The following is a 14744-nucleotide window of genomic DNA, read 5'->3' as shown; positions in this document are numbered from 1 at the left end:
GAACTAAAAACGATATAACCAGTTAGTGACCATGAGTTCGATATTTAGACCACTAGAAGCCGAAAGCTGCTGTCTCAGCTCAGCCACTGCCTCTGCTTGTTGGAACAAGGTCTGATAGTCGAAGTGTGCTGCTAACTGCTTCGCCTCTGCAGTGATCGTGTCATCATTTACACCGAGTGCATGTTTTTGTGCACTCACCAACACAAGCCACAGCCAAGAGAGCTGAACATCGACAGCCACATCACTCTTAACCAAATTAGTAGTCAAAGACGACACGTCCGTTTGACCATTCGTTGCTACTTGGATAAATAACTCAAGTAAACCTTCGAAAACTTTTTCATGATTTTCTTCAAGGAAAGCTTTCATTACCAAAGGCTCACTCTGACATAGGTAAGCAATCCGAGGAGATACTTTTTTGTTGAGTTGCTGTCCTACCCATTCGCAAGCCACCTGTTGTGTCGGAGCAGCAATTTGCCAGACTTCACAGCGACTTCTTATCGTTGGCAACAAACGTTGCGCATTATCCGTTGAGAGGATAAACAGACAGGCGCTAGGCGGCTCTTCGAGCGTCTTTAGCAACGCATTGGCCGCAGAGGCATTCATTCGTTCGGCCTGAGGAACCACAATCACACGATAGCCCCAAACTGGGAGGACTCCAGCGCCCACTTATTAGCTTGGCGGATCTGCTCAACAGAAAGTGTCTTCTTATCCTTTTCTGGCAACACCACATGCACGTCAGGATGAGACTTTGAACTGATTAAGCTACAAGCATGGCAAAATCCACATGGTTCAGAGGCATCGTTTGCACAGATCAAGCCACTTACATAGCGATCTATCAATGCTTCAGGCGCTAGGCCTGGTTTCGCTTGTAGTAGCATTGCGCCTGGAATGTGCGCTCGTTCTAGATTGGATTTAAGCTGCTGCCAAGTGGCCGTTTGCCAAGGATACGCCTGCATAAACTTCCCTACTGCTGTGCTAACCAAGCTCTTACCGCTTGGCGAATATCCGCTTGAACCGAATCGATCTCTTGACTGGCATCAATCGTCACAATGCTCGAATCCTCACTCGCTAGATCTAAGTATCGTTCACGAGTACGCTCAAAAAAGCTGATGTCCATTTTCTCGATGCGATCCAGTTCGCCACGCCCACGAGCGCGCTCCAGACCGAGGCGTGGCTCAATGTCCAAATACAAAGTAAAGTCAGGCTTGAAACTACCCAGTGCGATCTGTTTTAGCGACGACATGATGTCTGCATCGATTTGACGACCACCGCCTTGATAAGCCTGTGAAGAGAGATCATGACGGTCGCCAACCACCCACGCGCCTTTTTCAAGCGCTGGCTTAATGACGGTTTCTACAAGTTGAATACGAGCGGCGTACATCAAAAGCAATTCTGAGCGATCTTGCAGTGCCTCACCAGGCTGTTCTTCTTTCACCAAGGCACGCATTTTTTCCGCAAGCACCGTACCTCCGGGCTCGCGAGTATTTTCAATATGCTCAATCCCCGCAGCTTCAAGTTCTTCAAGAAGTACGCTCATTGCAGAACTTTTTCCGGCGCCTTCTAGGCCCTCAATAACTATGAATTTACCTTGATTCATTTTCGACTTCTTAACTGTTTTAAATACTGTTGGACCGCACGGTTGTGGTCGCGTAGGTTCTTAGAAAACACATGACCACCCGTGCCACTAGCAACAAAATAGAGATAGTTGCTGTCTTCTGGATTCACTGCCGCCATGATAGACGCTTTGCCTGGCATTGCAATCGGCGTTGGTGGCAGCCCATTGATAACATAGGTATTGTAAGGCGTACGCTCGCGAAGATCTTTTTTACGAATATTGCCATCGTATCTGTCGCCCATGCCGTAAATGACAGTTGGGTCAGTTTGAAGACGCATGCCTTTGTTCAGACGGTTGACGAATACGGATGCGACACGTTCACGCTCAGAGGGAACCGAGGTCTCTTTTTCAATGATTGAGGCTAAAATTAGCGCTTCATACTGATTTTCTAACGGCAATTTCTCTTGTTTCTGCTCCCAGGCCGCATTGAGTATTTTTTCAAGTTTGCTGTTAGCGCGTTTTAGGATATCTAGGTCGCTGTCACCTACCGAATAATGATACGTTTCTGCAAGAAACAAGCCTTCAAGCTTTTTATGTTCAATCCCCAAAGCCTTGGCAATTTCAGCCTCTGTCATTTCCTCTGTCGCATGCTCTAAATGCTCAGCAGTTGCGAATTGCTGGCGCCACTCTTTAAACGTTGAGCCCTCGATAAAGGTAATAGCGAGTTGATACTCCTGCCCATGGATAATTTCACTTATGGCCTGCTCGAAATTCATACCAGGTTTTAGCTCAAATGTGCCGACCTTAATCTGAGTGAGTTCAGGGTGAAAACGACGAATTAATGGCTCAAAATCTGTTGGTTCGATCCATTGGTTGGTGACAAATTTGCTTATTATTGTATTGAGGCTATTCCCACGCTGAATTGTCACCAACTCCGGTTGTTCGATATTGAGCGGTTGGGCAATAAATGTCTCAACACTGTTCTTTACATATAAAAAGCCGCCAGCAGCTAACGCACATAGCACGATGACGAGTAATACAAACTTCTTTAGCACAGACTTAACTTCTCCTGGATCTGTTTTGTTAGTGAGCCTTTGACGAACTCAACTTCCCTAATTTTGATGACGGCGCAACCCCTAGAATACAATTGGTAACGAAAACCTCATCAGCCTCTAAAAGAGTCTCTAGACTAAATTGACCAATAGTCACCATATAGCCAAGCGAGTTCATCGCTTCAAGCACTTGCTCGCGCATAACACCGGAAACACCCGCAAGCGAAAGATCAGGCGTAAACACCTGCTGAGACTTAACCCAAAACAGATTTGCCATCGTGGTTTCAATGACATTCGCCCCCAAATCGAGGACGATGCCATCCATATAGCCAGCATCTTCTACATTAGATTTCGCGAGAATTTGTTCGAGTCGATTATTATGTTTCAAGCCAGCCAATAATGGACTGTGCCCCAACACCACGTCTGAAACCGTCAGTTCGACACCATTTTGTCGGAGTTCGTTATATTTTCCCGGATATTGAAAGCAGCTTACCGTAACAAAGGGACCATGGTTAACCTTGGCGCTGTAGCCTCGACCACCTTCTCCTCGACTTACGTGCAGCTTGATGCCTGCTTGTGGATCGGGCAGCGCTCGGCTTTCAATATCGTCACGCAAGGCGTTCCAATCTACGGGAGCAATACGCAATGCTTCGAGCGCCTGTTCCATACGCTTCACGTGCTGCGCCCACAGCTGAAGTTTGCCATCTCGCGTCAAGATCGTTGTAAAGCAGCCGTCACCGTATTGAAAACTTCTGTCACTTACCGAAATCCTTTCGATAGCTGACCATCGCGCCAATGCATACTGTTCCCTTAAAATAACAAAACGGCTCAATGCTAAGCATCAAGCCGTTTAAATACAAGTCTCTTATCTCAATGAATAGAGATTACATCTTTTTAAAGATAAGTGAGCCGTTTGTACCACCAAAACCGAACGAGTTACACAATGCGTATTCCATTTCCACTTTACGCGCAGTATGTGGGACTAGGTCCACATCGATCTCTGGGTCTGGATTATCTAGGTTAATCGTTGGTGGCACGATTTGATCAACCAACGACATGATCGTGATGATCGCCTCAGTAGAACCCGCAGCACCAAGAAGGTGACCTGTCATTGATTTTGTTGACGATACCAGTACTTTCTTCGAGCCTTCTTCACCAAGTGCACGTTTAATGCCTTTGATTTCAGCCACGTCACCCGCAGGTGTTGACGTACCGTGTGCGTTTACATAACCGATTTGTTCGCCTGTAAGACCAGCATCACGAAGTGCCGCTTCCATTGCTAGTGCGCCACCAGAACCATCTTCGCTTGGAGAGGTCATGTGGTAAGCGTCACCGCTCATACCGAAGCAACAAGCTCTGCGTAGATCTTAGCACCACGTGCTTTCGCGTGCTCGTACTCTTCCAGTACGATCATGCCCGCGCCATCACCTAGTACGAAACCATCGCGATCCACATCCCAAGGGCGTGATGCTTTTTGTGGCTCATCGTTACGAGTCGACAGCGCTTTAGCAGCACCGAAGCCAGCCATACCTAGTGGTGTAGACGCCTTCTCAGAGCCGCCCGCAACCATAGCTTCCGCATCGCCGTATGCATCATGCGCGCTGCATGGCCAATGTTATGCAAACCTGTAGTACACGCTGTTGAAATAGCGATGTTAGGACCACGTAACCCAGCAAGAATAGAAAGTTGGCCAGCAACCATGTTTACAATAGTCGAAGGAACAAAGAAAGGACTTACGCGACGAGGGCCTTTCGATACCAACGCTTGATGTCCCGCTTCGATGAGGTCAAGACCGCCGATACCAGAACCAATCGCAACACCGATACGGTGCTGGTTTTCTGGTGTGACTTCTAGACCTGAGTCTTTAAGAGCGTGCATACCTGCCACGATGCCGTACTGGATAAACAAATCCATTTTCTTGGCATCTTTTTTAGACACGTACTCACTGCCGTCAAAGTCTTTAACTAAGCCTGCGAAACGAGTTGAGAAATCGGTTGTATCGAAATGTTCAATATTTACGATACCACTCTTGCCCTCAAGAAGGGCTTTCCATGAAGATTCTACGGTGTTGCCTACCGGTGACAACATACCCATGCCAGTGACAACAACACGACGCTTGGACACGATTTTTTCTCCGGGATATTTGTGATTCTATTTTGAAAGGATAGAAGACGTTTTAAAAAAACACAGGCGGCCATGGTGGCCGCCTAGAAAGAGATATTACTGAGCGCTGTTTACGTAGTCGATAGCAGCTTGAACAGTAGTGATCTTCTCAGCTTCTTCATCAGGAATCTCAGTGTCGAATTCCTCTTCTAGAGCCATTACTAGCTCAACTGTGTCTAGAGAGTCAGCACCTAGATCGTCAACGAAAGAAGCTTCGTTTTTAACTTCTGCTTCGTCTACACCTAGCTGTTCAACAATGATTTTCTTTACGCGTTCTTCGATGTTGCTCATTTTAATTTTCCTTTACAGATTTCGCTCTATGCGATGTTTCCGTAGTTTATTCGAACTATTGAAAGTTGCAAGGGGGTCCTTGCTGGTCAAACCACAATTTTAGCGAATTTAACCGAAATTCAGCACATTTTTGACTTAAATCATGCACAAATGTTGCACAGATCAAACCATGTACATGCCACCATTTACGTGAAGAGTCTCACCTGTGATGTATGCCGCTTCTGGCGATGCAAGAAATGCAACAGCTGAAGCGATTTCACGAGGGTCACCCAAACGGCCAGCAGGTACGTTCGCTAGTGTAGCAGCTCGTTGCTCATCATTCAGTGCTTTTGTCATGTCTGTTTCAATAAAACCAGGTGCAACGGTGTTTACTGTTACACCACGTGAAGCTACTTCACGTGCCATAGACTTGGTAAAGCCGATAACGCCAGCTTTTGCTGCTGCGTAGTTTGTTTGACCTGCGTTGCCCATAGTGCCCACAACAGAGCCTACGTTGATAATACGGCCTTGACGTTTCTTCATCATGCCACGCAGTACGGCTTTAGACAGGCGGAAGATAGACGTTAGGTTCGTGTCCATGATATCCGTCCACTCATCGTCCTTCATACGCATAAGAAGGTTGTCACGAGTGATACCAGCGTTGTTAACTAGAATATCGATAGCACCAAATTCTTCGTTAATTTGCTTGAGAACAGCTTCGATTGAGTCGGTATCTGTCACGTTTAGTGCCAGACCTTTACCATTCTCACCTAGATATTCGCTGATTGCTGCTGCGCCGTTCTCTGACGTAGCTGTACCAATTACCTTTGCACCGCGCTCGACCAGTAGCTCAGCGATTGAGCGACCAATACCACGGCTTGCACCTGTTACTAGGGCGATTTTGCTTCAAGGTTCATCATTATTGGATTCCTTTTTATTTTGCAGCTTCAAGTGACGCAGCGTCGTTGACTGCTGCAGCACTCAATGTCTTAACGATACGCTTAGTTAGACCGGTTAGAACTTTACCTGGGCCAAGTTCTAGCAGTTTCTCTACGCCTTGCTCGCTCATCTTCTCTACACCTTCAGTCCAGCGAACTGGGCTGTGTAGTTGACGTACAAGTGCGTCTTTAATTTTTGCAGGATCAGTCTCTGCTGCCACATCAACGTTGTTGATAACTGGAACAGATGGCGCGTTGAATTCAATTGCCTCAAGCGCAACCGCTAGCTTTTCTGCTGCTGGCTTCATCAGCGCACAGTGAGAAGGTACCGACACAGGAAGAGGAAGCGCACGTTTCGCACCGGCTTCTTTACACAATGCACCTGCACGCTCAACTGCCGCTTTGTTACCGGCAATGACAACTTGACCTGGTGAGTTGAAGTTTACTGGAGAAACGACTTCACCTTGCGCTGCTTCTTCACACGCTTTAGCAATAGAGTCATCATCTAGACCGATGATCGCGTACATAGCGCCAACACCTGCTGGTACGGCTTCTTGCATTAGCTGACCGCGCAGCTCAACAAGCTTAATGGCTTCTTTGAAATCAATAACGCCTGCACAAACTAGCGCAGAGTATTCACCTAAACTGTGACCTGCAACCAGTGCTGGCTGAGCAAGACCTTGCTCTTGCCATACACGCCAAATTGCGACAGACGAAGCGAGCAATGCTGGCTGTGTGCGATGTGTCTGATTAAGATCTTCAGCAGGACCATTTTGAACCAGCGCCCAAAGGTCGTAACCTAGTGCCTCTGATGCTTCTGCAAATGTCGCTTTCACGATCTCATGTTGCTCGCCTAGCTCTGCAAGCATGCCAACTGTTTGTGAACCCTGACCTGGGAACACGATTGCAAAATTACTCATCGTTATTTCCTTAAACAACGCAATCTATGACTTTTATACCGTTTGGTTTGGGCGGAGTTAGAAGCGTACGAGCGCCGAACCCCAAGTAAACCCACCACCAAACGCTTCTAATAACAGGTTTTGTCCACGCTTAATTCGGCCATCACGCACGGCTTCATCGAGTGCGGTCGGTACCGTAGCGGCTGACGTGTTACCGTGACGATCGAGTGTCAGTACAACTTGATCCATCGACATGCCAAGTTTCTTCGCTGTCGCGGCAATAATGCGATAGTTCGCTTGATGAGGCACTAACCAATCGAGATCTTCTTTACTCATCCCATTGGCTGCCAGTGTGTCTTTCACCAATTTAGATAGCTGGGTTACCGCTACTTTAAAGACTTCATTTCCTGACATGTTAAGCCATTTATCTAGCTCTCCACCACGGACAGGCATTTCAAGACTGAGCAAATCGCCAAAACGGCCATCTGCATAAAGATGTGTCGAGATAATTCCCGGCTCTTCGCTTGCGCCAAGAACCACGGCGCCTGCAGCATCGCCAAACAAAATAATAGTAGAGCGATCAATCTCTTCAACAGTTTTTGACAGACAATCCGAACCGATCACCAGTACGTTTTTGCACATACCAGAACGGATATGTTGATCAGCCACTGACAACGCATAAACAAAGCCAGTACATGCTGCCGCCATATCGAATGCAGGGCAACCTTGAATGCCAAGTTTTGCTTGAACTTGACACGCAGACGACGGAAACGCGTGGCTGCTACTTGTTGTGGCAACAATGATCAGATCGATATCGTTTTTATCGATGCCTGCCATTTCAATCGCTTTTAGCGACGCTTCATAGCCCATATCCGCGACGGTTTCGTCTTCGGCGGCAATGCGACGCTCTTTAATACCTGTGCGAGTGACAATCCATTCATCTGTCGTGTCTACCATTTTCTCTAGATCGGCATTGGTGCGGATCTGAGATGGCAGGTAGCTGCCTGTACCTAAAATTTTGCTATACATGAAGACTAATACTGCCTCTCGAGTAACACTGCTTCTAGACGATCGCTTATTTGGTTTGGCACTTGGCGTTTAACCTCGTGAACCGCTTCGCTATTGCATTAACAAGCGCCGAAATATCAGCGCTTCCGTGGCTTTTTATGACAATGCCGCGCAATCCTAACAAACTTGCTCCGTTATACTGGTCGGGGTTCAGTGCTTTTACTTCACTTAACATGTCAGAAAACAGTAATCTGGCCAGCCATCCTTTGATGGTTGACGTCGCTAACTTCGCTTTGAGTTTGTCCAAAACAAACTGCGCAGTTCCTTCGCAAGCTTTCAATGTGGTATTGCCAACAAATCCATCGCAAACGATCACATCGGCACAATCGCTCAGTAGCTCATTGCCCTCGACGAATCCAATATAGTTAATGGATGGGCATTGTGTCAGCATTTCTGAGCAACGTTTGACCAAATCATTACCCTTAATTTCCTCGGCACCAATGTTGAGAATGGCAACGCGAGTGCTGCGACCCAAATGTTGCTCAGCAAGAGCACTGCCCATAACGGCGAATTGAAATAAAGAGTCTGCATCAACCGACGCGTTTGCGCCTAAGTCGAGCATCCAGGTTTTTGCTCCGGATTTGGTTGGCAGCGCTGAAACAAGCGCAGGTCTATCAATGCCAGGAAGAAGCTTGAGACGATAACGTGACAACGCCATCAATGCGCCAGTATTTCCGCCACTAACACATGCGTCGGCGTGCTCAGATTCAACTAAATCCAAGGCAATACGCATAGACGTATCATGACTGTTTCTTAAGGCGAAGGAAGGCTTTTCGGAATTCGAAATGACTCGGTCACTATGCATCACCTCAAGACGAGGGCTGCGTTGGTAACCTAACTGTTTGAGTTGCGTGTTTATTGACGGCGCGTCGCCAACAAGCACCACTTTTAGCTCTGGGAAATGCGACAGTGCCTGCACGGCGGCAGGCACTGTTACGGAAGGACCGAAATCCCCGCCCATTGCATCAAGTGCAACGGTTATATTATGCAAAGGTCAACCTTACTTGTTGATAACCTTTTTGCCACGGTAGTAACCGTCAGCAGTCACGTTGTGACGTAGGTGAGTTTCACCTGAAGTTGCGTCTACAGATAGTGCAGCTGAAGTTAGCGCATCATGTGAACGACGCATGCCACGCATAGAACGTGACTTCTTGCTTTTTTGTACGGCCATGGACCCTACTCCTATGTTAGTAATTTAAACGTCAGTAACTTTGTTACTCACGCTTTAAGCTCTTTAAAACATCAAATGGATTTGGCTTATCTTCTGGAACCTCTTCCGGAATATCTCCAAACACCATGTTGTTTGAGTCAACGCTACAGTCTGCTATATCGTGCATTGCGACTTGAGGCAGGTTTAAGATGAACTCGTCTTCAACTAATTGTATGAGATCGACCTCACCGTACTCATTAAGATCTACCAAATCGTAATCTTCCGGTGCGTCCTCTTCACTTTTTTCACTGTAATAAGGAGTGTAAGTGAATTGAACTTCACACAAGTGTGTGAAAATCTCATTACAACGCTGACATTCCAAATCAACTTCGATGTTAGCTTTACCAGAGATAACAACGAGTCGCTGTTCATCATGCCCAAAGGACAATGTCACTTCAGCATCGCGTTTTACGCTACTAACTGACTCGCTCAGACGCTTGAAAAGGCTGACTTGGATGATGCCATCGTAGTCGAGTCTTTTTTGTGCCGTCTTACCCGGGTCAACAGTTCGCGGTATTTTTACCTTTTGCATAGGGCGCGAATATTATCTTCCAAAACGGATTTAGTCAAAGAAAAAGGCGAAAAAGTTGTACTTTTTTTGCCTACAGATTAAGAATCTATCAATATGTCTAGAAACTGCAATTATGATAGAAAAACTGAACTCAAAATGAAATCCATAAGACTCATTTTAGCCTCAACGTCCCCTTATCGTGCCGAGCTATTAGCGAAGTTAGGTCTATCCTTTGAGGCCATCGCTCCACAAGTCGATGAAACCGCTCGTTCTGATGAGTCAGCCATGCAGCTGGTTCAACGTCTGGCTGAACAAAAAGCACGTGCACTGCAAAACGAGCCCAATGCGCTCGTTATTGGCAGTGACCAAGTCTGCGTTATCGACGGCCAAATTATCGGTAAACCGCTCAATCGCGAAACAGCGATTGCCCAGCTTACCCAGCAAAGTGGCAAAACCATCCGTTTCTACACTGGCCTCGCTGTACTCAATACCCACTCCAGTGAGTGTGATGTCACCGTCGATACCTTCGATGTGACTTTTAGAACACTTAGCCGAGCGCAGGTTGAGCGTTACGTTGATCTCGAACAGCCCTATTACTGTGCCGGCAGTTTCAAAAGCGAAGGACTTGGCATTAGCTTATTTAGCGCGTTAGAAGGAAAAGATCCAAACACATTGGTGGGTCTGCCTTTAATCGACTTAGTGAGTATGCTCGATAAACATGGGCTCTCACCTTTAGGTTAACTTCTACGTCAGTCTTGCTAAGAGATCAAAAAAGCGAAGCCAACCCAGCTTCGCTTATCAATAGAACCAACTAGCCTCAAGACATCGTCTTAAGTTTATCCAATGCTTTTTGAAGCTTAGGTTCCATGTCAGCATGGATTTCCATTCGCTCTTCTTTACCTGGGTGGGTGAAAATAATATTCGCTGCATGCAGGAACAAACGATCCAACCCAGCTTTGGCCGTGTACGCATCAAAGCGGCGATCGCCGTAACGATCATCCCACGCAATCGGGTGACCGGTATATTGAGTATGCACGCGAATCTGGTGAGTACGCCCAGTAATCGGACTTGCCTGAATTAACGTCGCTTGCTCAAAAGCCGTCAAGACTTTGAATCGGGTTTCTGATGGCTTGCCATTAGGGTTCACTCTAACAATGCTGTTCACTTCATTTTTAAGAAGCGGCGCTTTGACGACTTTGCAGCTTGGCTTCCACTTGCCCATCACCAAAGCGTAGTAATACTTCTGTACTGTCTTCTCACGGAACTGAGCCTGCAAATGGCGCAGCGCCGAGCGCTTTTTCGCCACCAATAAAATGCCCGACGTGTCGCGGTCGATTCGGTGCACCAGTTCAAGAAAGCGTGCTTGTGGTCTTAGCGCACGCAGCGCTTCGATAGCACCAAATTTGAGGCCGCTACCACCGTGAACAGCCAGACCCGAAGGTTTATTAAGGATCAGCATGTGGTCATCTTCATAGATGATCTGCGATTCCAGCTCAGCAACACGATTCAAGTTGGTATTAAGCGGTGCTTCTTGCTCTTTTTCTTCCAGTGTTACCGGCGGAATACGAACCAAATCACCCGCTTGCAGCTTGTACTCAGCCTTAACGCGCTTTTTGTTCACTCGCACTTCACCCTTGCGTACGATTCGATACACAACACTTTTTGGGATGTTCTTAAGTTGGTTACGCAAAAAGTTATCAATGCGTTGACCAGCCATATCGTCATCGATGTCGACGAACTGGACTTTTGTTCTAATTTCACTCATTTCGCTATTATAACACTCAAAGTATCAAGAAAAGAACGCTTTCTATTTTCCGTACCCGATTCGGAAACTTGTGAACTGTGCCAAAACAGACGAATTGGTAGTGGCTGGACAAGTTGTGGATAATTTTTAACCACGATTTGAGCCAATTTCACAACCTTATAATTTTGGCGATTAAAATCAGTACATTAACCGTACAGACCGCGCAAAAGCTTGGTTTTTTTCTGTGGTTTACATCAAAGCTGATTGCTGATATTTCGTTGCGCTGCTATAGTTCACAGCTGCACTGGGTAATTAGAATCGATTTATCATTTATCGCGATTATCTTTGAGCATTTAAACCTTGAGTAGACCGCTTAGTATTGAAACGCAGCAACTGGCATAAGACGTTGAAAGCTAAGTCTTCCTTGTCACCTACTCACGTACTCGTGTTTGAGTAATACCGCTAAGTACGCGGATCACACAGCCTCAGCCTTGTGTGATGACTGTAGTGCCCACGAGCATCCCTTCCAGCCGGGAGGCTGCAATAAATAAAGCCATGGGATCAGGCACCGCGAGTTACGAAACTTGTGACAAGAGCAATGATGAAAACAAAGAAAATACAACGAGAATTTCTGTAATGAAAAGAATGTTAATTAACGCAACTCAAAAAGAAGAGTTGCGTGTTGCTTTGGTTGACGGCCAAAAGCTTTTCGATCTTGATATTGAAAGTCCTGGTCATGAGTCAAAAAAAGCAAATATCTACAAAGGACGTATCACTCGAGTTGAGCCTAGCCTAGAGGCCGCTTTCGTTGACTACGGTGCCGAACGCCACGGTTTCCTCCCTCTTAAAGAAATTGCAAAAGAATACTTCCCAGAAGGTTATACCTATCAAGGCCGCCCAAGCATCAAGGATGTTTTGAGCGAAGGCCAAGAAGTGATCGTGCAAGTTGAAAAAGAAGAGCGTGGCAGCAAAGGCGCTGCTCTGACAACGTACATCTCTCTGGCGGGTAGCTACCTAGTTCTAATGCCAAACAACCCTCGCGCAGGCGGTATTTCTCGTCGTATCGAAGGTGAAGAGCGTACTGAACTAAAAGCAGCACTGAGTACTCTTGAACTGCCACAAGGTATGGGGCTGATTGTCCGTACTGCAGGCGTTGGTAAGAGTGCAGAAGAGCTTGAGTGGGACTTACGTTTCCTACTGAATAACTGGGAAAACATCAAAGGCGCTGCAGACCAAAATCCTGCACCATTTTTGATCCACCAAGAGAGTAACGTGATTGTGCGCGCTCTGCGTGACTATCTGCGTCGTGATATCGGTGAAATCCTTATTGATAGCAACACTATCTATGAGCGTGCTCGCCAACACATTCAATTGGTGCGCCCAGACTTCGTTAACCGTGTTAAAAAGTACGACAGCGAAGTACCACTGTTCAGTCACTACCAAATTGAAAGCCAAATCGAATCTGCATTCCAACGCGAAGTGCGCCTACCTTCAGGTGGTTCCATTGTTATCGACCCAACAGAGGCTCTAACCTCAATCGATATCAACTCAGCACGCGCAACGAAAGGCAGCGATATCGAAGAGACGGCGCTGAACACCAACCTAGAAGCAGCAGATGAAATTGCGCGTCAATTACGTCTTCGTGACCTAGGCGGTCTAGTGGTTATCGACTTCATCGATATGACGCCAGTTCGTCACCAACGTGAAGTAGAAAACCGCCTACGCGAAGCGGTTCGTATTGACCGTGCTCGCGTTCAAATCGGTCGTATCTCTCGTTTTGGTCTATTAGAAATGTCGCGCCAGCGTCTAAGCCCATCGTTGGCTGAGGCGAGCCACCACATCTGTCCGCGTTGTAGCGGTACTGGTGTCGTTCGTGACAATGAATCACTGGCACTTTCTGTATTGCGTCTGATTGAAGAAGAAGCGCTTAAGGACAACACATCGCAGGCTTTAGCGATTGTTCCTGTGCCTATCGCCTCTTATCTACTCAATGAGAAGCGCCGCTCAATTAACCACATCGAGCGTGTTCAAGAAGTGAAGATCACTATCGTTCCTGATTCAGACATGGAAACGCCACACTTCGAGGTGATCCGTGTTCGTGAAGGCGAAGAACAAGATCTATTGTCTTACCTACTGCCTAAGAAGCTGGAAGCTCTGCGTGAAGCAGAAGCAAAAGAAGCTGGCGAGTCAGAGGTTAAGCCACGTAAAGTAGAACAACCAGCACTGCAAGGCTTCGCGACACCAACGCAAAGCGCTCCAACTCCAGCGCCTAAAGCGCCAGAGAAGAAACCTGCAGCTGAACCAAAGGTCGAAAAACCTGGTCTGTTCTCACGTATTCTTTCGGCAATTAGCTCGCTATTTGCGTCTCCAGAGCCTGAAAAGAAAGAGCCAGAGAAGAAAGAAGAGAACAACAAGAATCGCAATAATCGTTCGCGTCGTAACCGCAACAACGATCAGCGCCGTCGCAACAACAAAGAGACTCGTGACAACGATCGCAACAAGAATCGTCGTAACAAGGCTAACCGTGACCGCGATGAAGAAAAAGAAACGCAAAGCAACGCACAAGAGCCGCGCAAATCTCAAAACCGTCGTAACAGGCAGCAAGACCGTCGCAACAAGAAACGTGACGAAGCCGCTAACAACTCGAAGGTAGAAGAACAAGGTAAGCAAATCGCTGCTGACGTTCAAGCTGAGAAGAAAGCACCTCGTGCGGAAGAGAAAACAGCGAAAGTGAAAGAGCGTCGTCAGCGTCGTAAACTCACCAAGCAAGTTCGTGTGAAAGATCAAAACGCGAAGCAACAAGAACTCGAAACGCAACAAGAAGCAGCAGTTGTCGCTCAAGCTCCGGTAGAAAAACCGCAAGCTCAAGAAGCGTCAAACGAAGCGGGTGCTAAAGAGGAAGGCAAGCAACGTCGTAACCGTCGTTCACCACGTCACTTGCGTGCAAGTGGTCAACGTCGTCGTCGCGGTCGTGATCGTCGCCCTAACCCATTCCGCCTACGCAAAGGTGGTGTTGCATCACCAGAGATGGCAATGGGTAAAGTGATGCCAAGCTACGGTATTGTGAAACCAAAACCGAAAGCGAAGCCTCAAGCAGAAGTCGTTGAAACGCCAGTACTAGCAGTAACAGGTATGGCAATGCCAGAAATGGCGATGGGTAAAGTCATCGTTATGCGTAAGCCAGAGCAATTGTTGCACCAGAGTCTGTTGAAGTGCCAAAAGCTGTAACTGAGGTTGTCGAAGCAGCTGTCGTTGAAGCGGTAACAACTGAAGCACCCGTCGTTGCTGAACCAGTCATCGCAGAAGCGGTCGTTGCAGAGGCGCCTAAAGCTGT

Annotated in this window: 11 protein-coding genes and 5 pseudogenes; 2 read left to right on the top strand and 14 right to left on the bottom strand. The window is 47.1% G+C overall.

Annotated elements, in window-relative coordinates:
• Nucleotides 1-3: 3 nt before the first annotated feature.
• From TZ48_RS25730 to yceD, 13 genes and pseudogenes are all read right to left on the bottom strand, one after another.
• Nucleotides 4-630 (bottom strand): DNA polymerase III subunit delta' C-terminal domain-containing protein, encoded by a 627-nt coding sequence (locus TZ48_RS25730; RefSeq protein ID WP_112478349.1) that lies wholly within the window; start codon nt 628-630, stop codon nt 4-6.
• Nucleotides 627-956 (bottom strand): hypothetical protein, encoded by a 330-nt coding sequence (locus TZ48_RS04130; RefSeq protein WP_112478348.1) that lies wholly within the window; start codon nt 954-956, stop codon nt 627-629. The genes TZ48_RS25730 and TZ48_RS04130 overlap by 4 nt, the downstream gene beginning before the upstream one ends.
• An 8-nt stretch (nt 957-964) precedes the next feature.
• Entirely contained in the window at nt 965-1597 is a 633-nt protein-coding gene (gene tmk / locus TZ48_RS04125) for a dTMP kinase (RefSeq protein ID WP_112478347.1), read from the bottom strand.
• Entirely contained in the window at nt 1594-2610 is a 1017-nt protein-coding gene (gene mltG / locus TZ48_RS04120; protein ID WP_112478346.1) for an endolytic transglycosylase MltG, read from the bottom strand. The genes tmk and mltG overlap by 4 nt, the downstream gene beginning before the upstream one ends.
• Nucleotides 2604-3408: pseudogene (gene pabC / locus TZ48_RS04115) on the bottom strand (aminodeoxychorismate lyase). The gene mltG and the pseudogene pabC overlap by 7 nt, the downstream one beginning before the upstream one ends.
• Before the next feature lie 83 nt (nt 3409-3491).
• Nucleotides 3492-4731 (bottom strand): annotated as a pseudogene (gene fabF / locus TZ48_RS04110) (beta-ketoacyl-ACP synthase II).
• Between the two features lie 96 nt (nt 4732-4827).
• Nucleotides 4828-5061 carry an acyl carrier protein gene (gene acpP, locus TZ48_RS04105; RefSeq protein WP_004406112.1) on the bottom strand — a complete coding sequence of 78 codons (234 nt, stop codon included), beginning with the start codon at nt 5059-5061 and terminating at the stop codon, nt 4828-4830.
• Nucleotides 5062-5223: 162 nt separating this feature from the next.
• Nucleotides 5224-5957: pseudogene (gene fabG, locus TZ48_RS04100) on the bottom strand (3-oxoacyl-ACP reductase FabG).
• Nucleotides 5958-5974: 17 nt separating this feature from the next.
• Nucleotides 5975-6898, bottom strand: coding sequence for an ACP S-malonyltransferase (gene fabD / locus TZ48_RS04095; RefSeq protein ID WP_112478344.1), 924 nt, complete (start codon nt 6896-6898; stop codon nt 5975-5977).
• Nucleotides 6899-6955: 57 nt separating this feature from the next.
• Complete coding sequence (locus TZ48_RS04090; protein WP_112478343.1) at nt 6956-7906, bottom strand: beta-ketoacyl-ACP synthase III; 951 nt, start codon at nt 7904-7906, stop codon at nt 6956-6958.
• A gap of 5 nt (nt 7907-7911) precedes the next feature.
• Nucleotides 7912-8936: pseudogene (gene plsX, locus TZ48_RS04085) on the bottom strand (phosphate acyltransferase PlsX).
• Between the two features lie 9 nt (nt 8937-8945).
• Nucleotides 8946-9116, bottom strand: coding sequence for a 50S ribosomal protein L32 (rpmF, locus tag TZ48_RS04080; protein WP_031493499.1), 171 nt, complete (start codon nt 9114-9116; stop codon nt 8946-8948).
• A gap of 43 nt (nt 9117-9159) precedes the next feature.
• A complete protein-coding gene (yceD, locus tag TZ48_RS04075; protein WP_042476749.1) occupies nt 9160-9687 on the bottom strand; it encodes a 23S rRNA accumulation protein YceD in 528 nt (175 codons plus the stop codon).
• A 135-nt stretch (nt 9688-9822) separates the two neighbouring features.
• On the opposite strand from yceD, the gene TZ48_RS04070 reads away from it, so the two are divergent.
• The gene (locus TZ48_RS04070) at nt 9823-10407 is read left to right on the top strand and encodes a Maf family protein (RefSeq protein ID WP_112478342.1); all 585 of its coding nucleotides are present in this window, start codon (nt 9823-9825) and stop codon (nt 10405-10407) included.
• Between the two features lie 76 nt (nt 10408-10483).
• Here TZ48_RS04070 and rluC read toward each other — a convergent pair whose 3' ends face one another.
• A complete protein-coding gene (gene rluC / locus TZ48_RS04065; protein WP_112478341.1) occupies nt 10484-11431 on the bottom strand; it encodes a 23S rRNA pseudouridine(955/2504/2580) synthase RluC in 948 nt (315 codons plus the stop codon).
• A gap of 615 nt (nt 11432-12046) precedes the next feature.
• Between rluC and rne the strand changes: the two are divergent.
• A pseudogene (gene rne / locus TZ48_RS04055) lies at nt 12047-14744 on the top strand (ribonuclease E); the annotation flags it as partial.

It is taken from the genome of Vibrio variabilis, from assembly GCF_003263785.1.
In the GTDB taxonomy this organism is placed as follows: Bacteria; Pseudomonadota; Gammaproteobacteria; order Enterobacterales; family Vibrionaceae; genus Vibrio; species Vibrio variabilis.
Note: the sequence above shows the minus strand (reverse complement) of the source record. Positions and strands in the feature narration are given on the sequence as shown.

Coding starts and splice junctions, on each gene's coding strand:
- TZ48_RS04130 (WP_112478348.1), bottom strand. CDS start 956: ATGCAGGCGTATCCTTGGCAAACGGCCACTTGGCAGCAGCTTAAATCC.
- tmk (WP_112478347.1), bottom strand. CDS start 1,597: ATGAATCAAGGTAAATTCATAGTTATTGAGGGCCTAGAAGGCGCCGGA.
- acpP (WP_004406112.1), bottom strand. CDS start 5,061: ATGAGCAACATCGAAGAACGCGTAAAGAAAATCATTGTTGAACAGCTA.
- fabD (WP_112478344.1), bottom strand. CDS start 6,898: ATGAGTAATTTTGCAATCGTGTTCCCAGGTCAGGGTTCACAAACAGTT.
- TZ48_RS04090 (WP_112478343.1), bottom strand. CDS start 7,906: ATGTATAGCAAAATTTTAGGTACAGGCAGCTACCTGCCATCTCAGATC.
- rpmF (WP_031493499.1), bottom strand. CDS start 9,116: ATGGCCGTACAAAAAAGCAAGAAGTCACGTTCTATGCGTGGCATGCGT.
- yceD (WP_042476749.1), bottom strand. CDS start 9,687: ATGCAAAAGGTAAAAATACCGCGAACTGTTGACCCGGGTAAGACGGCA.
- TZ48_RS04070 (WP_112478342.1), top strand. CDS start 9,823: ATGAAATCCATAAGACTCATTTTAGCCTCAACGTCCCCTTATCGTGCC.
- rluC (WP_112478341.1), bottom strand. CDS start 11,431: ATGAGTGAAATTAGAACAAAAGTCCAGTTCGTCGACATCGATGACGAT.